Origin of the sequence: Allotamlana fucoidanivorans, assembly GCF_006265225.1 — a bacterium.
Taxonomy (GTDB): Bacteria; Bacteroidota; Bacteroidia; order Flavobacteriales; family Flavobacteriaceae; genus Allotamlana; species Allotamlana fucoidanivorans.
The window spans coordinates 146,490-166,375 of sequence record NZ_VDCS01000008.1 but is presented as its reverse complement, the minus strand read 5'-3'; the positions used below and the strand labels follow the sequence as shown (position 1 = coordinate 166,375).

Here is a 19,886-nt window from a genome sequence, read left to right as displayed (position 1 = left end):
AGGTGTCGCCTCCAATTGTATTAACTGATACTAACCTTCTTCTCTTTGCAATTTTAAAATAGCATCTGCCGATGCTAGGTCATCTGCTCGTGATATAGGTTCTTTTGATGTCTTATTTTAGCATCCCCATATTATGCAAAGAAATATACCCAAACAAAAATTAGTTATAACGGGTATTTTCGTAAAATAAAGGTTTAAAGGATATAAAACATCAAACCAATTTTTAGCGTACTCATTTCAATACGTGCTCCATCTATTTTAGCCTGCTCAGAAAATATAGGATTAAGCGCATAATACACATGAATATTCCACGTATTATATCCTGCACTTACCATAAGTCCGTATTGAAAATTATCAAAATGTGGGTTATTACTGTATTTAAAGCTTCCTAAGTCACCTATATACTTTGTAGTATGCGTTAACAAATATCCCACCTTAAATCCAGCATAAATTCGCCAAAATTCAAAATCAGTCGGGGTAGATGTTCGCCATCTGAATTCAAAAGGGACTTCAATTAAATGCGTAGATATTTTATTTTTTGAAAAGCTACTTCCTTCTGGAATAATATTATACAAGAAAACACCGTTAGCATCCTTTGAAATAAGAATGTTATGATTATACGAATTTGTTGAATAGCCCAAACCTATGGCTATAGCCTTATTTCTGGCTTTATTAACAGGCATATCCTTTAGATAACCGAGGTTAAAACCAAGAGAAAAGCCACGTTGCCGCAGTCCAACAGGGGTATTGGTAAGCAAATTATAAGTCATTGTTGCGTAAAAATGATCCTCTTTGTATAGTGAATCGACAACACCAGACTTAGGCAGCTTCTCTTGCGCAAAAATAGTTAGCGAAATAAAGACGACAAAGAAAACCGAAAAACAATATTTCATTTCCAATATAAAATTTCAATATGAAATACTAAGATAGTATTAGCGTATACATATATACAAACAAAAAAGGTGTTTTGATAACAAAACACCTTTTTCTTATAAAATTAAGAGTAAAAACTAATCTCTTCCAAAAACACTACCTTTTTTTGTAGTGTAATTTATTTTTAGAGCGTTTACTTTACGTAGCTCTTGTTTTATATCTCCAATTAAGCCCATATTAGCATCTTTATCAACCTTTAGAGCAGTGGTTAAGAAAGGTACTAACTCCTCTCTTTTTGAAGCCCTTTCAGCTGCTATAAATGCTGCAATTTCACTGACACTTGCAAAATCATCATTAAGCTGAATTCTGGCTTCAGTACCAAACTGCTTATAGTTTGCACTAGGCTTACCTGCGTAGATATACATTACCAAATCTTTCTTATCAAGTTTTTCAACTTGATCAGCGAATGGTAAGTTATTTTCAATTTTTAAGGTGTTTTGTCTCATTACAGTAGCTACCATAAAGAAGAATAACAACATAAATACAATATCCGGTAAGGAAGCCGTAGATATTGCAGGCAAATCACCTTTCTTTTTCTTATTAAATTTAGCCATGTTCTAAATATTAAATTATTGTACTTCTGAAAGCTTTTGAGGATAATCAACTTTAATTTGATCTATCTGCTTCTTCAATTTATCTTTATTCCCAGGCCAATTAACATCTTTATAGTTAGCTTCCATTTCAGTGAATGACATACCATATAACTGTTCCGCCCTGGCATCTCTTAAATGATTATATGCGGCCACAAGCTCATTTTGTACTGCTATATATGTTTTGTATGTTGTTTCACGTTCATTCTTTAAGGAAATGATTGCTTTATCTGGATTATCAGAAGAACTAGGGTCTTTAGGCCCTTTACAATAGTCACATGAACCATCTCCTCCATTGTCTAAGAATTCAATTGCTGCTTTTCTTAGATCCTTCAATTCCATTAATTCGTCCTCAACGAGCAATTGATCTTTACCATTTAATAATACAGTAAAAATATTTTTTTGCTTAATGATAACATCTTGATCAGACTCTTCCATTGGGGGAAGTTTTCTGTTAATACCAGAATCTGTCTCAATAGTAGTTGTTACTAAGAAGAAAATTAATAAAAGGAAAGCAATGTCGGCCATGGAGCCTGCGTTTACTTCTGGTGCTGCTCTTTTCGCCATAGTTTTTGTTATTTATTAAATAATTTCTTTGCTCCGCCGTATAACATAGAGGCAATTGCTAAAAAAGCAAGAACATAAAATGTATATAAACCAGCTCCCACGTACTTTGAAGTAGACTCAGTAATATCTACTCCTTTTTGAGTAAATGGTGTTAAATCTAAATCGGTTCCTGAAGACATAGCATAAGACACTACAACAACGGCTAAAAAGGCTCCAACAGTGACTAAGGTCTTTTTAATATTACCTGCAAATAATCCTTTAATTACAAACAAGACTACTAGTAATAATACAATACCCAGTACAACATAGGCAATGTAGAGCATATTTCCGCTCATATCGTTAGCAGTCGACTCATCACCTGCCATAATCATTAGTGCAAAAATGGCACCAATAATAGCAAGTGCGAACGCTACTATTTTTAATATTTTATGTAAACCCATAATATCTTTTAAATTTTAATTATTACTTCTTGTTTCTAATTAATAGATCCATTAACGTAATAGAAGCATCTTCCATACTGTTAACAATGCTATCAATTTTAGCAATAATATAATTGTAAAAAATTTGAAGGATAATAGCTACTACTAAACCAAATACCGTTGTTAAAAGAGCTACTTTAATACCTCCTGCAACAAGTGATGGTTGCATATCACCAGCCGCTTCAATTTTATCAAATGCTTGAATCATACCAATTACCGTACCCATGAAACCAAGCATTGGTGCTAAGGCAATAAATAAAGATATCCAAGATACATTCTTTTCTAATTGTCCCATTTGTACACCTCCATAAGCTACAACCGCTTTTTCAGCAGCATCAAGACCTTCATCAGTTCTATCTAACCCTTGGTAGTAGATAGATGCGATAGGTCCTTTTGTATTTCTACAAACTTCTTTTGCAGCTTCTACTCCACCTGATGCTAAAGCATCTTCAACATCTTGCGTTAATTTTTTTGTATTTGTAGTAGAAAGATTCAAAAAGATAATTCTTTCAATAGCAATTGCCAATCCTAAAATTAAACATAACAATACAATCCCCATAAACCCAGGTCCTCCTTCTATAAACCTCTTTTTTAATTCTTGGTGAAATCCAAGCTCTTGCGCTGGCGCAGCATCGTCCTCTTGCGCTACGGTTACGGTTGTTACAGCTGTAGTTGTGTTTGCAATTGTAGTTGCATTAGCAGTTCCAAATACCATCATTCCTGTAATGGCTAGGATAGAAAATAATCTTTTCATTGTTCTCGATCTTAATTTTATTAGTTAAAGCGTTAAAGATATAAAAAAAAAGCAATTAAATAACAAAAAATAACAGCAGAGAGGAAGGGATTCGAACCCTCGATACCCTTTTGAGGTATACACACTTTCCAGGCGTGCGCCTTCGACCACTCGGCCACCTCTCTGTATTTTTGTTTACATTAAATTACTGGGGGCTGAAATAACAAAAAAAACTGCTAACCTTCAAATTTTAAGAGTTAATTTTACATCAATATAGCGCCAAATATGGCTTTAATGGTGGTTTTAAACAGGTTATATAACATAAAACTTTACTATGATTTTAAAATTAGTTTTATTGGTGAACTTAAAAAAAGGAGATTGACAGCAACATCCCAGGCATTTTGTTTACTTTTAAGTTGCTTTTTAACACGCTTTGATGCTTTCATACGTTAATCCAACCTTCGTCTTACACTAAGTCACCCCTCACTAGAAAGAATTCACTAAGAGTAAAGCTTTTAAACACTAATCATTATTTTATTTAAACATACCTCTGCTTCATCACAAATAGCATACGATGAAGTCACAAGCAAAAAATATCTCTGGAGGTTCTTATGGCTGTGTAGGTGCAAATTGGTCCTTTGCAGGAGGAAGAACTATTGAAAGAAGACTTAACTTGAACAATATGGGAAGCATAGGGGCCGTATGGAAAAACAAGATTATTTAGAATTTAGACACCCAAATCCTTAGGTGCTTCTTTTGGTGTTTAAGCCAAATGGTACTGATAGAATTAAAATACTTTTAACTAAGCACCCAATTCACCACGTAAGGACGTCTCATAAATCGTCTTAAATTCAGAATCAGACATGTTCTGCCCAAGCATGTACATTAATTTAGCTACGGCAGCTTCAGTAGTCATATCTTTCCCTGAAATGACGCCAATACGCTCTAACGCCTCACTTGTTTCATAATGTCCCATCATAACACTTCCTCCTAAACATTGTGTGATATTAATAAGGTATATCCCTGCCTTAATATATTCCTTTAAGGTATTTAAAAACCAATCTTCATTAGGGCAATTTCCTGCGCCATAAGTTTCAAGAATTACCGCCTTTAAATTAGGTGTTGCTAGCACATTTTTTAAAAAAACCTCTGTTATCCCTGGAAATAATTTAACAATAGCAATATTATTGTTTAAACGTTTGTTTACCTTGAGTGTGTTTTTGTGATTTAATTTACAGATATATTCACGATTGATTTTTAAATGCACGCCCGACTCTGCTAACTCAGGATAATTGAATGAGGCAAAGGCTTGAAAATTTTCAGCGTTTAATTTCGTGGTTCTATTGGCTCTGTACAGCTTATATTCAAAATACAAACAAACTTCTTTGATTACCGATTCGCCATTTTCCTGTAATGAGGCTACTTGAATGGAGGTAATTAAATTTTCTTTAGCATCGGTTCTTAAGTCGCCAATAGGCAGCTGAGACCCAGTAAAAATGACTGGCTTTGTTAGATCCTCTAACATAAAACTTAAAGCAGAGGCCGTATAACTCATAGTATCACTACCATGAAGCACAACAAAACCATCAAACTCTAAATAATGTGTTTCAATTATTTCCGCTATTTTAACCCATAATTCTGGGTTCATATTACTAGAATCTATAGGCTCTTCAAAAGAAACCGTATCAATCTTGCAATCTAGTAATTGTAACTCTGGAATTTTATCCAGTAATGTTTTAAAATCAAATGTTTTTAAAGCTCCAGACTGAAAATCTTTAATCATACCAATGGTTCCACCAGTATAAAGGAGTAATATATTAGGTTTGACTTTACGCATAGGCTAGATTTTAAATACCTCTTTTGAATTTTGAGTGGTGATACGTGCAATTTCTTCAACAGGCTTACTATAAATTTCAGAAAGCTTTTCTAACACCTTTATAATATAAGCACTCTCGTTTCTTTTTCCTCTAAATGGTACTGGTGATAAATAAGGTGCATCGGTTTCTAAAACGACATGTTTTAAGTCTATCTGACTTAAAAACCGATCAATTTTCCCGTTCTTAAACGTGGCGACCCCACCAATACCTAATTTCATATTATAAGATAGGGCTTGGTGTGCTTGCTCTAAAGTCCCTGTAAAGCAATGAAAAATGCCAAATAAACTAGCATCTTTTTCTTCTTCTAAAACCTCAAAAATCGCATCAAACGCTTCCCTACAATGAATTACAATAGGTAGTTTATACTTTTTTGCCAGTTGTATTTGGTATTTAAACGCTTTTTTTTGAATCTCTAAAGTAGAGGCGTCCCAATATAAATCAATCCCAATTTCACCCAACGCATAGAACTTTCTTTGAGACAACATAGAAGCCACATGTTCTAGCTCCTCTCTATAATTTTCGTTTACGTGTGTAGGATGCAAGCCCATCATTAAAAAAATATGATTTGGAAAATCTTTTTCTAATTGTAACATGGCATCTGTGTAGGTTGCATCAATAGCTGGTATAAAAAATCTGGAAACTCCAGCATCAATCGCCCGTTCAATCATTTCTTGTCTATCCTCTTCAAATGCTTCGCTATATAAATGGGTATGTGTATCAGTAATAATCAAGTATATCCTGCTTTAATTAAACTTAATTTTTTTGTAAAAATAATCGTTTTTACATGATTATATTTGTTTAAAATAAATAAGATGGAAACGCTTCAAGAATTTCTTCTGGAAAAAGGTTATGCTAAAGTAAAATTACATTTAACCAAAACAAACCACTTTGAAATTAAAGCTAGCATAAATGGCAAACGAGGTTTGTTTATATTAGATACTGGTGCTTCGAGTTCTTGTGTAGGGTTTGAAGGTATAGAACGATTTAAGCTAAAGGCTGAAGATTCTATTATTAAAGCAGCTGGCGCTGGCGCCATAAATATGGACACCAAAATGGCTAAAAAAAATAAAATTAAAATTGGCAAATGGAGCAACAACAAAATTCTTCTTGTCCTCTTTAATCTTACACATGTAAACACTGCTCTTATTAACCATAACTCCAAACCCGTTGATGGTATTATTGGAGCCGATATCTTGAAAAAAGCCAAAGCCATCATTGATTATCAGAAGAAATACTTATATTTAAAGTTATAATTAGGTTAATTAATAGCGTTTTTACCTCCTATGATTACATCTCTAGTGATTGCAGATGACCACCCCTTATTGTTGCGGGGATTAACAGATTTTTTAACTTCTAGAGGCTTTAATGTGGTGGGCAGTGCAGAAGACGGAAAAAAGGCATACAATCTTATTGTAAAGCTCAAACCAGATATTGCCATCCTTGATATACGAATGCCTTATAAAACCGGACTAGAAATAGCAGAAGCTTGCATGAAGCACGACTTACCTACTAAAATTATACTCATCACGTTTGACAAGGAAGAAGATTTATATGATAAAGCAAAAGCCTTTAATGTCTATGGTTATATACTAAAAGAGTTTGCTATTGAAGAAATTGAAACCTGTATAACACATGTTGTTGAAGGCAAACCTTATTTTAGTGAAGAAATTGCTTCATATCTAAACTCAAGTGATACAATAAAAACACCCGAAGACCTCAATCTACTCACTAAAAGCGAATTAAAGATTGCCCAATTAATTTCCCATAATAAAACCAGCCAAGAAATTGCTAACGAGCTATCAATCTCAATACGAACTGTAGAAAAACACCGGAGCAATATGGTTCATAAATTAGGGCTAGACAATAAACCTACATCGTTACTTATTTGGGCAAATACAAACAAAAACTTCCTTTAAAATACGTACTAGTGCGTATTTTATATATCAGAATAACGCATTAATTTTACAGAGCTATTAATTAGTTCTTAGGGAGAATTATAGAAGGCTCTAGATTATGATAATCTAGGGCTTTCTTGCTTTTAAAAGCTTAGAAATCATAAAAATACGTAGTAATGCGTATTTTATTTCTGCTTAGTCTTCTTTATCTTTGAGATGCTATTAATTAAATTCTTTTGAGAGAGAATTTATATCTACTCTGCATCGTAAAGGTGCAGAGTATTTAACCTTCAAAACTATTGCAAAGCAACATGCGAAATCATTCAACCATGAAAACAGACCATATCCTTACAAAGTGCTGCATCGTTGGGTTAGTATTCTTAGTTGTAGCTATTGTGTTTGTAAATATTTTTATGATTATCTATTAGTTAAAAAATCAAGAATTCCCGAATCCGAAAAAAAGGGGGTGTTATTTTCATAACACCCCCTTTTTTACATATAACATTTTTTAAAAGCTTATAATTCTAAAGCTTTTTTAATATCATTATTCATAAGAATTTCCACAGGATTCTCAAGCGCTTCTTTAACCGCCACTAAGAAACCTACACTCTCTTTTCCATCAATAATTCTATGATCATAAGAAAGGGCCACATACATAATAGGGCGTATTTCAACCTTACCATCAACCGCAACGGGGCGCTCTACAATATTATGCATGCCTAAAATACCACTTTGAGGCGGATTAATAATAGGAGTAGACAACATACTACCAAAAACACCTCCATTGGTAATAGTAAACGTACCTCCTGTCATTTCATCAACCGTAATTTGTCCGTCACGCGCACGTAACGCCAAACGCTTTACTTCAGATTCTACACCTCTAAAACTTAGGTTTTCAGCATTTCTAATTACAGGAACCATAAGTCCTTTTGGTCCAGAAACTGCAATACTTATATCACAAAAATCATAAGAAAGCATTTCTTTTCCGTCAATCATAGAATTAACAGCAGGATACATTTTTAATGCTCTTACCACCGCCAATGTAAAGAAACTCATAAATCCTAAACCTACACCATGTTTATCTTTAAACGTTTCTTTATACTCTGAACGTAAAGCAAAAATAGGTGACATATCCACCTCGTTAAAAGTAGTTAACATCGCCGTAGTATTCTTAGCTTCTACTAAACGCTCTGCTACTTTACGTCTTAACATTGACATTTTACTCCTAGAAGTACCTCGACTTCCTCCTGTTGGTGTCCCCATAGAAGGCACCGCCTTAACCGCATCTTCCTTAGTGACTCTGCCATCTTTGCCTGTGCCTTTTACAGCACTAGCCTCCATACCTTTTTCAGCTAAAATCTTTTTAGCAGCTGGACTGGCACTTCCTGTTGCATATGTTTTTTCTTCTGAAGTTGACGCTTTTGCTGCTTCAACTTTAGGCATTTCTTCCTTTTTTTCTTTCTTAGGAGCGTCTCCTCCTTCAGGTTTTGCAGCACTGGTATCAATTAAACACACTACCGCACCAACGGCAACCGCATCACCTTCTTCAGCCTTAAGTGTAATGGTTCCACTAACTTCTGCTGGTAATTCTAATGTTGCCTTATCACTATCAACTTCAGCAATGGCCTGATCTTTTTCAACATAATCACCATCTTCAACCAACCATGTTGCTATTTCAACTTCTGTTATTGATTCTCCCGGAGAAGGGACTTTCATTTCTAAAATCATTCGTTATAATTTTATAAGTGTATTTAATTTGATTTATTAGTATTCAAAAACGTTCTCAATAACACGTCTTTGTCTTCTTTTATCTCTAGTACTTGACCCTGGTGCTGGAACAGAATTGTAATCTCTTGAGCACACTTCAAGCTTTACTAAATTCATACGTTGCAACATGTAACTCCAAGCCCCCATATTTCTTGGTTCCTCTTGAGCCCAAATATATTTTTCAGCATTTGCATACTTATCAATAACTGCTTGCAACTTCGTTTCATGTAAAGGGAATAGTTGCTCAATTCTTATTAAAGCCACATCATTTCTGTTTGAAGCTTCGCGTTCTTCAAGCAATTCATAATAGAATTTACCCGTACAGAACACCAACTTTTTAACATGTTCTGGCGCAATGGAATCTTCAATAATCTCTTGAAAAGTACCTGACGCTAGTTCACTCATTGAAGACACCGCTTTTGGATGACGCAACAAGCTTTTTGGGGTAAATACGATAAGTGGTTTTCTGTAATTACGTTTCATTTGTCTACGCAACAGATGAAAAAAGTTTGCTGGTGTGGTACAATCGGCAACAATCATATTATCATTTCCACATAACTGAAGATAACGTTCCATTCGAGCTGATGAATGTTCTGACCCCTGCCCTTCATAACCATGTGGTAATAATACCACTATACCATTTTGTGATTTCCATTTATCTTCAGCTGCCGATAAGTATTGATCAAAAATAATTTGAGCGCCGTTACTAAAATCACCAAACTGAGCTTCCCAAATGGTTAGTGTATTTGGATTTGCCATAGCATAGCCATAATCAAAACCTAATACGCCGTACTCCGATAAAAAGGAGTTATAAATATCCATATGCCCGGTATTCTCAGGATTGGTATTCAATAGGTTTATACGCTCTTCAGAAATCTCATCACGAAGAATGGCATGTCTGTGACTAAAAGTGCCTCGTTCAACATCTTGACCTGATATTCTAACATTAAAACCTTCTTCCAGTAAACTACCATAGGCTAAGGTTTCTGCCATACCCCAATCTAAGGTATCGGTTTCAAAAACCATTTTGGCACGTCCTGCTAAAATTCGTTCTGCTTTGCGTAAAAACTTAACACCATCAGGAACCGTAGATACTATTTTTGAAATATGCTCAAGTTTATCCTTAGGATAGGAAGTATCTTCAGAATATAACATGGCCTCAATACCTTTACGCTCAAAACCTTTCCAACGGTCTTCCATAAACTCTCTAACCTTTGAAGATTCTTCCTCTTTTGACTCTGTGTAGGCTGTTTCAAGCGTCTCCTTAAACTCTGTTACTATTTGATTTGAATAGCCTTTATCTATGGTACCTTCCGCAATAAGCTTATCTGAATAAATCTTGAACGGATTTTTATGCTTTGAGATGTATTTGTAAAGTTTTGGCTGAGTAAATCTAGGCTCATCACCTTCATTATGCCCATATTTTCTATAGCCCAACAAATCAATATAAACATCTTTTTTGTAACGCATTCTGTACTCTAAAGCCAGCTCAACGGCATGAACTACCGCTTCGGCATCATCCGAATTTACATGTAATACTGGAGATAATGTCACTTTGGCCACATCTGTACAATAAGTACTTGAACGTGCATCTAAATAATTTGTAGTAAATCCAATTTGATTGTTTACTACAATGTGTATAGTTCCTCCTGTTTTATATCCATTTAATTGACTCATTTGAGCCACCTCATAGGCTACACCCTGTCCTGCAATGGCTGAATCACCATGTACTACAATAGGAATGATTTTAGAATCATCACCAGCATAATCACTATCAATCTTAGCCCGGGTTATACCTTCAGCCACAGGGGCTACTGTTTCAAGATGTGATGGGTTTGGCACCAAATTCATCTTGATATTCTTGCCGTTCTGATAGGTTTTATCAAGCGTTAACCCTAAATGGTATTTTACATCACCATCAATATTTTCATCTTCAAAATCTTTACCATCAAACTCACTAAAGAGTTCTTTCATGGGTTTTCTAAAAATATTTACAAGTGTACTTAAACGTCCTCTATGTGCCATTCCTAACACACATTCTTTTACCCCATATTTCTCAACGGCATAAAACAACACATTACTAATAGCAGGAATTAAGGACTCTCCTCCTTCTAATGAAAATCGTTTTTGACCAACATATTTTGTTTGCAAAAAGTTTTCAAAAGTAACTGCTTGATTGAGTTTTGAAAGAATATATTTTTTAGTTTCCGAAGAATAATTAGGTTGGTTGTCATTTTCATTTAGTTGCGTTTGCCACCATGAAATAACTTCTGGGTTTCTCAAATACATATATTCAACCCCAATGGAACTACAATAAATGCGCTCTAGATGGCTAATGATATCGCGTAACGATTTAGCTCCAACACCTAACACTTCACCTGCATTAAAAATCGTATCCAGATCACTATCTGAAAGCCCAAAATTAGCAATATCTAAAGTTGGCGTATAGGAACGTCTTTCTCTTACGGGGTTTGTTTTTGTGAACAAATGCCCACGCATTCTATAGCCATCAATCAACCTAACAACATTAAATTCTTTTTGAACATGCTCTGGTATTTGAGTAGAAACACCTTCAATAATCTCGCCATCCAATCCATAGTTTTCACTACCAAAATCATAGCCTTGAAAAAAAGCTCTCCAACTTGGTTCTACCGCATCTGGATTCTGTAAATATTGATCGTATAAATCAGCAAAAAACGCTGTATGCGCTGCATTTAAAAATGAAAATTTATCCATTGTGTGTTATAATCCCCTGTAGGTTAATCAAAAATATCCCCCAAAAATACAACTTTTGGTAAAATTAGATTATTCTTTAAGTATATTTATACTTGGAAATAAGCATTTAACGAATTTAACATTAAAGCTGTTAATATTTTATCAATATCGCATCATGATCAAACATTTTTTTTCAATTAATAAAATAATTATTACCATTACTTTCTTTAGTTTTATCGGCTTTCAAAACCTAAATGCTCAAGAATACAAGAACAATTTTTGGAGTCATGTACGTTACGGAGGTGGTATAGGTTTAAATTTTGGAAGCGGTTTTTTTAGTGGTACATTAGCGCCAAGTGCCATCTATCAATTTGATCAACGATTTGCTTTAGGTCTCGGACTCAATTTCACTTATAACAGTGAAAAAAACATTTATCATTCTACTATATTAGGAGGTAGTTTAATTGGACTTTACAATATTATTCCTCAAATTCAACTTTCAGCTGAATTTGAAGAACTTAATGTGAATAGAAAGTTTGAACCTTACTTAAATTTTAGAAATAAAAACTATTGGATTCCTGCGTTATATCTAGGAGCAGGCTATCGCAATGGCCCTGTAGCTTTTGGCATTAGGTATGATGTTTTGTATAATGATAACAAAAGTATTTACAGCGAACCATGGGCGCCTTTTATTCGCTTTTACTTTTAGCACTTAGCTCAAAACATAAACTATTATTTAGGCATAAAAGCATGATAATTTACAAGACTCTTAATTAAGACAATTTTGTCTTAAATATGATTTTTATCATGTTTTTTCACGTATAGGAATCCTAAATTTGTTTGATTAAATACTTTTTTATGAAAACTACACGTAATATCCTATCTACTTTATTAATTGCTCTTCTGATTAGCTGCGGCGGCAAAGAAGAAAAAAAGAAAGCAGGGTTCTCTTATGAGAAGAAAACTGTTACTGAAACAACCAATACAACAAAAGCAGAGACACTTCCTGCCTCAAAAACTGTTGACCTTAACAATAAAGGGATAGGCCCCATAACATCCATTACACTTGATGCCGAAGTCAACCAAGACATGGCCAATCACGGTGCCGATGTTTTTAAAAATATGTGTACGGCTTGTCACAGACCTGATAAAAAATTCATTGGTCCTGCACCCAAAAACATTTTAGATCGCAGAAGCCCTGAATGGGTTATGAACATGATTTTAAATCCTGATGAAATGGTTCAGAAAGACCCGCTTGCTAAAGCTTTATTAATAGAATTTAACGGTTCTCCAATGGCTAATCAAAATTTATCGGAAGAAGATGCTAGAGCGATTTTAGAATATTTTAGAACGCTAAAATAATCAACTAACACCACTAAATATGAAAACCTTTAAACCATTAGTCCTTCTTTTTGTCTTTGCAGTTGTATGCTACTCCTGTAAAAATGAAACCAAGGAGGTGCAAACCACTACAACTGAAGCCAATGCACCTAAACAAAAAACAGGGCAAGCTTTTATTCAAGATGACGAGGCTACTCCAAACTGCTTACAAATAGCTATTAACTCACCCGACCATAAAACTTTAGTTGCCGCAGTCCAGGCTGCACAAGTAGAAAACGCCTTAGTCAACGTAGGACCTCTTACTGTTTTTGCTCCAACAGATGCCGCATTTGCCGCCTTACCTGAAGGCACTGTTGAAAACCTTGTAAAACCAGAGAATAAAGAAACCTTAGCTAACATCCTAAAATACCATGTAACTCCTGGAAATTTAAGCACCTCTATTCTTACTAAACTTAAAAAATTAGGGCAGGCCAACAATCAGTACGTACAAGTAGAAGTTGTTGATGGTAAACCTGTTATTGGCGGGGCTAATATTATTGCCAGCGTTAAAGCTGGAAACGGCATTGTTCATGTTATTGATAAAGTACTTTTACCACCATCGAAAGCATCTAATTAAACTAATTTATAAATACAATGAAAAATATATTCAAATCTGCAATGGTTATTTTAAGTGCTCTTTTAGCATTCACCAGTTGCAACAATTCAAGTAAATCTGGAGGAAAGTCTGGAGCGCTTGCTGGTAACGTAGCCGAAAAAGTCTATGTGGCTCCAGGAGAACATGACGAATTCTATGCATTTATTTCCGGAGGTTTTAGCGGTCAATTATCTGTTTACGGGTTGCCATCAGGCCGTTTATTTAAAGTTATCCCTGTATTCTCACAGGATGCGGAAAAGGCGTATGGCTATAACGAAGAGACCAAGCCCATGCTAAACACATCTCACGGTTTTGTACCATGGGATGATTCGCATCACCCTGACATTTCACAAACCAATGGGGTCATTGACGGGCGCTGGGTGTTCATTAATGGTAATAATACGCCTCGTATTGCAAAAATTGACTTGTCTACTTTTGAAACAACCGAAATTATTGAAGTACCCAATAGTGCAGGCAACCATAGTTCATCATTTGTTACAGAAAATACAGAATACGTAGTTGCAGGAACACGTTTCTCTATTCCGATTCCTCAGAAAGACATGCCTATTAAAGATTACAAAGGTAATTTTAAAGGTGCCCTATCCTTCATTTCCGTAGATCCTGAGCATGGTCATATGGATATCAAATTCCAAGTAATTATGCCTGGATTTGATTATGACTTAGCGCACCCTGGTCGTGGTGCTTCGCATGGTTGGTTTTTCTTCTCAACTTATAACTCAGAAGAAGCAAGCACACTTCTTGAGGTTAATGCCTCTCAAAATGACAAAGATTTTATAGCGGCTATAAACTGGAAAAAAATTGAAGAGTATGTAAACAATGGTGGTGGCAAAATGATGCCAGCCAACTATGCGCATAATGTTTATGATGAAGACACACATACTGCAACATCTACCATGAAAAAAGAAGTTTTGGTAGTTAACCCTTCCGATGTGCCTGGCGCTGTGTATTTATTACCAACCCCTAAATCGCCTCACGGTTGCGATGTAGACCCATCAGGTGAATATATTGTTGGTAATGGTAAACTTTCTGCCAACTTAACGGTACATTCTTTTACTAAAATGCTAAAAGCCATCGAAGATAACAAAGTAGCTGGTGACGCTTATGGTATTCCTATTTTAAATTTTGAAGATGTTTTGGCAGGTGTTGTTGAGCAACCCGGGTTAGGTCCATTGCACACAGAATTTGATGGTAAAGGAAATGCATACACTACCTTCTTTATATCTTCGGAAGTGGTAAAATGGAAACTTGGCACCTGGGAAGTTGTAGATAGACAGCCTTGTTATTACTCTGTGGGGCACTTAATGATTCCTGGAGGAAACTCCCAAAAACCTTGGGGTAAATACGTAGTAGCAATGAATAAGATTACTAAAGACCGTTATTTACCAACAGGACCAGAGGTAACACAATCCGCTCAGTTATATGACATCTCAGGTGAAAAAATGGAACTTCTTTTAGATTTTCCAACAGTTGGGGAACCACATTATGCTGCTGGATGCCCTGCCGATTTAATTAAACCGAGATCTAAAAAACTATTTAAGTTAGAAGACAATAAACACCCTTATGCCTGCAAAAATGAAGCCGACACTAAAGTAGTTCGTGAAGGTGATGTGGTACATGTTTATATGACCACCATTCGCTCCCATTTCTCTCCAGACAATATTGAAGGTATTAAAGTTGGTGACAAAGTCTATTTCCACATTACAAACTTAGAACAAGATTATGACGTACCTCACGGCGTGAGTATAATAGGTGCCAATACCTCTGAACTACTCATCATGCCTGGACAAACAGAAACCTTCCTTTGGGAACCAAAACAAGTTGGGGTTTGGCCTTTCTATTGTACCGATTTCTGTTCTGCACTACATCAAGAAATGCAGGGTTATGTACGTGTGTCATCAGCAAACGCTAGCACACCATTAAAATGGTCGTTAGGAGAAGATATCGAATAGTTGATAGCTTATAAGAGAATTTTGTTTTAGTGTTTATTCTCTTATTCAGGCGAGAGCTCGTTTTCGCTCTCGCCTTTCTTTTTTAAAACACTATACTTTAAAAATAAGACTTCTAGAACATATGAAAAGGTCAAACATAGTAATGCTAGTAGCATCCATATTACCCTTAGGGCTATTTCTTTTCCCGCTTTGGAAAATAACGCTTGAAGCGCCTCAATACCCAACACCTTTAGGCATGTACATCCATATCAATGATTTTTCAGACGTTCATCCGCATGACATTAAAAACATTAATCTCATGAATCACTACGTAGGTATGAAATATATACCTGAGGCCATTCCTGAATTCAAAATTTTCCCAATTGCCATTATTGCTTCTACGGTAATAGGTCTATTGATTGCTTTTAAAGGAAATTACAAATGGTTTTTAGGATGGTTTATTTTAATGATTATCATGTGTTCTGCTGGGCTATATGACTTCTATTTATGGGAACATGATTACGGTCATGACCTTGACCCAAAAGCCATCATGAAATTTACAAACCCAGACGGTTCAGTCATGGGGTTTCAACCACCTCTTTTTGGAAGCAAAGATATTTTAAATTTTAGAGCACACTCTTACCCACAACTAGGTGCTTTATTTTTAGGATTAGGCATCGCTTTTTCGTTTGTAGCGCACCTTATTGGCAAAAAAGCCAAAAACTCTACGGCTTGATTTGAGAAACTAAAACACTAAAAAAATGAAAACACTAAAAAAGACCTTAACAATACTCATACTGCCCTTATACTTTGGGTGTCAGGTTGCACCTCAGCCTATAGCCTATGGAACCGATGGGTGTCATTTTTGTAAAATGACTATTGTTGATAAAGTACATGCCGCAGAGATAGTGACTAAAAAAGGAAAAGTCTATAAATTTGACGCTACAGAATGCATGATTAATTTCATGGATGAGTTTGACACTGCTGCAATTCAACTATACTTATCCAATGATTACTTAGAACCCGAAGCACTGATTGATGCCACAAAAGCTACCTTTTTAATCAGTAAAAACATTCCTAGCCCCATGGGTGCTTTTTTGTCTGCGTTTAAAACGCAAGCTGATGCTGAAAAATTACAACTAGAAAAAGGAGGCGAAACCTATTCTTGGGACACCTTACTAAAACACTTTAGCAACTAAGTTAATGACAAGAATATTTCTTTTTTTATTTGTCATATGCATTATGACCTTTGCTAATTATGCTCAAAACATTGAGGTTTGTGAAACCTGCCCTATTTCTTCGTTGCAACAAGCCATTTTGCAAGCTAAAGATTTTGATACCATTATTCTAAAAAAAGGGACCTATAAAGAACATAATATATCTATAGACAAACCCCTTACTATTCTGGGTAAAGACTACCCTCTTATTGATGGGGAACTTAAAGGAGAAGTTATTACCATAATAGCCGACAGTGTTACTGTTGATGGCCTATTCATCATCAATGTGGGCACCAGTTATACGGAAGACTATGCTGCCATAAGAGTAAAACGCAGCAACCATTTCATAATTCAAAATCTCGTACTTGAAAAATTATTTTTCGGAATTTATCTTGAAAAATCAAATTACGGGCGTGTATATCACAACAAGATTATTGGTAATGCCGTTGAAGAATACAATTCTGGAAATGGTATTCAACTTTGGTACAGTAATCATATTGAAATTGAAAATAATCACGTAGAACATGTTCGGGATGGTATTTACTTAGAATTTTCTAATGACTGCCTCATAAAAAACAATGTTAGCACTGAAAATTTAAGATATGGCCTACACTTTATGTTTTCAAATAACGATGTGTATCAAGATAATACTTTTGAAAACAATGGTGCTGGCGTAGCTGTTATGTTTTCAAAAAAAATAAAAATGCTAAACAATACCTTTCAGGAAAACTGGGGCACCGCCTCTTACGGCATGCTTTTAAAAGAAATTAATGATGCTGAAATAAAGGGTAACACTTTTAAAGAAAATACTATTGGAATTAATATTGAAGGGTCAAATAGAATAAACTACTTACATAACAATTTTGAAAGTAATGGCTGGGCCATTAAGGTGCGTGGTGCTTGTTACGGCAATCACTTTATAGAAAACAACTTTCTGTACAATTCTTTTGATATATCTTACAACAGCAAGGTTAATGATAATACGTTCGACAAAAACTATTGGAGTAATTACACAGGCTACGATTTAAATAAAGATGGCATTGGCGATGTACCATACAGGCCAGTAAAACTGTTTTCGTACATTGTAAACAGAACACCAGAAACCATCATTTTACTACGTAGCCTGTTTATTGATGTCATAGATTTTTCTGAAAAAGTATCTCCTGTTTTTACACCTAATAATTTACTAGACAATAACCCATTAACCAAACAAATAGTATGGTAACCATTCAAAACTTACATAAATCCTTCGGAAAAAACACCGTTTTAAAAGGTCTGGATTTAACAATTGGTAATGGGGGAATTTTCGCAATTCTTGGCCCCAATGGATCTGGTAAAACAACCCTGATAAAATCTATTTTAGGGATGGTTATTCCTAATAAAGGCTCTATCGCTGTATTTGGTGAAAGCACGAAACATCAGTCAAAATACAGACATCAAATTGATTATTTACCACAGATAGCCAATTTTCCAAACAACTTAAAAGTTAAAGAACTTATTAAAATGATTAAAGATTTGCGAGGCAAAACCGAGCTTGACAAAGCTTTAATTGAACGCTTCAAATTAACCCCTTTTTTAGATAAAAAACTGGGCAACCTTTCCGGTGGCACCAAACAAAAAGTAAACCTTGTGCTAACCTTTATGTTTAACAGCCCCTTAGTGATTTTAGATGAACCCACCACGGGTTTAGACCCTATTGCTTTGATAAGATTGAAAGATTTAATTCAAATAGAAAAGCAAAAAGGAAAAACCATTTTAATTACCTCGCATATTATGAGTTTTGTAGAAGAAGTTTCAGATGAGATTGTATTTCTATTAGAAGGACAAATTTATTTTAAAGGCAGTATTAGCGATTTAAAAACAAAAACGAATCAACCTGATTTTGAACATGCCATAGCCTCCATTTTACAAGAAAACCATGCTTAAAATATTAAAATATAGTTTTTATGATTTAATGCGTAGCCGTTGGAGCTATGTATATTTTGCATTTTACCTGCTCCTTGGAATGGTGCTATTGTTTCTAAATAACAACTTATCAAAAGCAGTGATTACCTTGATGAATGTGATTATTGTTTTGGTGCCTTTAATAGGAACTATTTTTGGTGTGATGTACTATTATAATTCCAAAGAATTTACCGAACTTTTACTTGCTCAACCACTCAAACGATCCTCTATTTTTTTAGGACAGTATTTTGGGGTAGCTATTTCTTTATCTATGAGTTTAATTTTGGGGCTTGGTATTCCATTTATTTTCTATGGTTTATTTAAATCTTCTGCCATATGGGATTTTTCACTGTTGCTTATAACAGGTACTTTTTTAACTTTTATTTTTACTGCCTTGGCCTTTAACATTGCTTTATCTTACGAAAATAAAATAAAAGGGTTCGGGTTTGCCATTTTATTATGGCTGTTTTTAGCTATTATTTACGATGGTCTTTTTTTAATGTCGCTTATTCTCTTTGAAGACTATCCTTTAGACAAATTATCTTTAGTAGGTACCATGCTAAATCCCATTGACTTGTCAAGAACATTGATTCTATTAAAATTAGATATCTCTGCCCTGTTGGGGTACACTGGGGCCATTTTTAAAAAATTTTTTGGGACGAACTTTGGTCTGATTATTTCTTTCACGACTTTAGTAATTTGGATTATATTACCCATTTTAAGAATAGTAACCAAGTCGAAAAAGAAAGATTTTTAAACTAAAAACTATACTACTAAAAAACTTCATTTTATGTAACATATCATTTAACTTCGCGGCGTGATTAAAACCTTGATTCATAAAACAACAGCATTGTGCCTTGTGTTTATATTGTTGGCCAACAATATAAACACCTTAGCTATTGTTGGTGGTTTTATAATTAATCAAGATTTTATCGCTAAAACCTTATGTGTTCAAAAAGAAGATCAAAAAGGTTGTAATGGTAAATGTCACCTTAAAAAACAATTGGTAAAAAATAATGCAGACACAAATAGTGAAGCACCAGCTCAAAACAATAAACGTACTGCTTTAGATACGTTTTATGTAGTGTCTTACCACAATGTTTTTAAAAACGTTTTTAATACAACTTTGACCCCTAAAAAACCCCAATTATATACATCTATCCGCATCACAAAAGCCTTTTTAAAGGTAGAAACACCGCCACCAAATTTTAGTTAATTTTTATTAAAACTCATAGAAGCCACTAC

At 34.8% G+C, this 19,886-nt stretch carries 22 protein-coding genes and 1 tRNA gene; 13 read left to right on the top strand and 10 right to left on the bottom strand.

The genetic code is table 11. The features are described from left to right. Nucleotides 1–194: 194 nt before the first annotated feature. The 6 genes from FGF67_RS09680 to FGF67_RS09655 all read right to left on the bottom strand — a co-directional run bounded on the left by FGF67_RS09680 (nucleotide 195) and on the right by FGF67_RS09655 (nucleotide 3,487). On the bottom strand, nucleotides 195–893 hold the full coding sequence (locus tag FGF67_RS09680) for a porin family protein (protein ID WP_139697179.1): 699 nt from the start codon (nucleotides 891–893) through the stop codon (nucleotides 195–197). A 117-nt stretch (nucleotides 894–1,010) separates the two neighbouring features. After that, nucleotides 1,011–1,487: an ExbD/TolR family protein gene (locus tag FGF67_RS09675; protein ID WP_139697177.1), complete on the bottom strand. Its 477-nt coding sequence runs from the start codon at nucleotides 1,485–1,487 to the stop codon at nucleotides 1,011–1,013. Between the two features lie 15 nt (nucleotides 1,488–1,502). Beyond that, a complete protein-coding gene (locus tag FGF67_RS09670) occupies nucleotides 1,503–2,090 on the bottom strand; it encodes an ExbD/TolR family protein (protein ID WP_139697175.1) in 588 nt (195 codons plus the stop codon). A gap of 8 nt (nucleotides 2,091–2,098) precedes the next feature. After that, nucleotides 2,099–2,530 carry a hypothetical protein gene (locus FGF67_RS09665; protein ID WP_139697174.1) on the bottom strand — a complete coding sequence of 144 codons (432 nt, stop codon included), beginning with the start codon at nucleotides 2,528–2,530 and terminating at the stop codon, nucleotides 2,099–2,101. 22 nt (nucleotides 2,531–2,552) lie between these two features. Then, nucleotides 2,553–3,323, bottom strand: a complete 771-nt coding sequence (locus FGF67_RS09660) for a MotA/TolQ/ExbB proton channel family protein (protein WP_139697172.1) — start codon at nucleotides 3,321–3,323, stop codon at nucleotides 2,553–2,555. Nucleotides 3,324–3,399: 76 nt separating this feature from the next. After that, nucleotides 3,400–3,487, bottom strand: a tRNA-Ser gene (locus tag FGF67_RS09655). 389 nt (nucleotides 3,488–3,876) lie between these two features. Between FGF67_RS09655 and FGF67_RS17255 the strand changes: the two genes are divergently transcribed. After that, on the top strand, nucleotides 3,877–4,026 hold the full coding sequence (locus FGF67_RS17255; RefSeq protein ID WP_158293208.1) for a hypothetical protein: 150 nt from the start codon (nucleotides 3,877–3,879) through the stop codon (nucleotides 4,024–4,026). A 78-nt stretch (nucleotides 4,027–4,104) separates the two neighbouring features. On the opposite strand, the gene FGF67_RS09650 is transcribed toward FGF67_RS17255, so the two are convergent. Both FGF67_RS09650 and FGF67_RS09645 read right to left on the bottom strand, forming a co-directional pair. Further along, complete coding sequence (locus FGF67_RS09650) at nucleotides 4,105–5,139, bottom strand: asparaginase (protein WP_139697170.1); 1,035 nt, start codon at nucleotides 5,137–5,139, stop codon at nucleotides 4,105–4,107. A gap of 3 nt (nucleotides 5,140–5,142) precedes the next feature. Then, entirely contained in the window at nucleotides 5,143–5,910 is a 768-nt protein-coding gene (locus FGF67_RS09645) for a TatD family hydrolase (RefSeq protein ID WP_139697168.1), read from the bottom strand. Between the two features lie 81 nt (nucleotides 5,911–5,991). Between FGF67_RS09645 and FGF67_RS09640 the strand changes: the two genes are divergently transcribed. Both FGF67_RS09640 and FGF67_RS09630 read left to right on the top strand, forming a co-directional pair. After that, nucleotides 5,992–6,432 carry a retropepsin-like aspartic protease family protein gene (locus tag FGF67_RS09640; RefSeq protein WP_139697167.1) on the top strand — a complete coding sequence of 147 codons (441 nt, stop codon included), beginning with the start codon at nucleotides 5,992–5,994 and terminating at the stop codon, nucleotides 6,430–6,432. Nucleotides 6,433–6,462: 30 nt separating this feature from the next. Beyond that, nucleotides 6,463–7,095, top strand: coding sequence for a response regulator (locus FGF67_RS09630; RefSeq protein WP_139697165.1), 633 nt, complete (start codon nucleotides 6,463–6,465; stop codon nucleotides 7,093–7,095). Between the two features lie 495 nt (nucleotides 7,096–7,590). Here the strand turns inward: FGF67_RS09630 and odhB are convergent, their stop codons facing one another. After that, nucleotides 7,591–8,802: a 2-oxoglutarate dehydrogenase complex dihydrolipoyllysine-residue succinyltransferase gene (odhB, locus tag FGF67_RS09625; RefSeq protein ID WP_139697163.1), complete on the bottom strand. Its 1,212-nt coding sequence runs from the start codon at nucleotides 8,800–8,802 to the stop codon at nucleotides 7,591–7,593. A 36-nt stretch (nucleotides 8,803–8,838) separates the two neighbouring features. After that, on the bottom strand, nucleotides 8,839–11,577 hold the full coding sequence (locus FGF67_RS09620; protein ID WP_139697161.1) for a 2-oxoglutarate dehydrogenase E1 component: 2,739 nt from the start codon (nucleotides 11,575–11,577) through the stop codon (nucleotides 8,839–8,841). A 154-nt stretch (nucleotides 11,578–11,731) separates the two neighbouring features. On the opposite strand from FGF67_RS09620, the gene FGF67_RS09615 reads away from it, so the two are divergent. From FGF67_RS09615 to FGF67_RS09570, 10 genes are all read left to right on the top strand, one after another. After that, nucleotides 11,732–12,265 carry an alpha-ketoglutarate decarboxylase gene (locus FGF67_RS09615; protein ID WP_233244050.1) on the top strand — a complete coding sequence of 178 codons (534 nt, stop codon included), beginning with the start codon at nucleotides 11,732–11,734 and terminating at the stop codon, nucleotides 12,263–12,265. Between the two features lie 149 nt (nucleotides 12,266–12,414). Then, complete coding sequence (locus tag FGF67_RS09610) at nucleotides 12,415–12,918, top strand: c-type cytochrome (protein ID WP_139697159.1); 504 nt, start codon at nucleotides 12,415–12,417, stop codon at nucleotides 12,916–12,918. A 19-nt stretch (nucleotides 12,919–12,937) separates the two neighbouring features. Continuing rightward, nucleotides 12,938–13,513, top strand: a complete 576-nt coding sequence (locus tag FGF67_RS09605) for a fasciclin domain-containing protein (protein ID WP_139697157.1) — start codon at nucleotides 12,938–12,940, stop codon at nucleotides 13,511–13,513. 17 nt (nucleotides 13,514–13,530) lie between these two features. Continuing rightward, entirely contained in the window at nucleotides 13,531–15,501 is a 1,971-nt protein-coding gene (gene nosZ, locus FGF67_RS09600) for a Sec-dependent nitrous-oxide reductase (protein ID WP_139697155.1), read from the top strand. A gap of 121 nt (nucleotides 15,502–15,622) precedes the next feature. Then, complete coding sequence (locus FGF67_RS09595) at nucleotides 15,623–16,216, top strand: hypothetical protein (protein ID WP_139697153.1); 594 nt, start codon at nucleotides 15,623–15,625, stop codon at nucleotides 16,214–16,216. A 25-nt stretch (nucleotides 16,217–16,241) separates the two neighbouring features. Continuing rightward, a complete protein-coding gene (locus FGF67_RS09590) occupies nucleotides 16,242–16,679 on the top strand; it encodes a nitrous oxide reductase accessory protein NosL (RefSeq protein WP_139697151.1) in 438 nt (145 codons plus the stop codon). A gap of 4 nt (nucleotides 16,680–16,683) precedes the next feature. Next, entirely contained in the window at nucleotides 16,684–17,922 is a 1,239-nt protein-coding gene (locus FGF67_RS09585) for a nitrous oxide reductase family maturation protein NosD (RefSeq protein ID WP_139697149.1), read from the top strand. Further along, complete coding sequence (locus tag FGF67_RS09580; protein ID WP_139697147.1) at nucleotides 17,916–18,623, top strand: ABC transporter ATP-binding protein; 708 nt, start codon at nucleotides 17,916–17,918, stop codon at nucleotides 18,621–18,623. Before FGF67_RS09585 ends, FGF67_RS09580 begins: the two co-directional genes overlap by 7 nt. Beyond that, nucleotides 18,616–19,398: an ABC transporter permease gene (locus tag FGF67_RS09575; protein WP_139697145.1), complete on the top strand. Its 783-nt coding sequence runs from the start codon at nucleotides 18,616–18,618 to the stop codon at nucleotides 19,396–19,398. Before FGF67_RS09580 ends, FGF67_RS09575 begins: the two co-directional genes overlap by 8 nt. A gap of 72 nt (nucleotides 19,399–19,470) precedes the next feature. Then, on the top strand, nucleotides 19,471–19,857 hold the full coding sequence (locus tag FGF67_RS09570; protein WP_139697143.1) for a hypothetical protein: 387 nt from the start codon (nucleotides 19,471–19,473) through the stop codon (nucleotides 19,855–19,857). The last annotated feature ends 29 nt before the right edge of the window (nucleotides 19,858–19,886 follow it).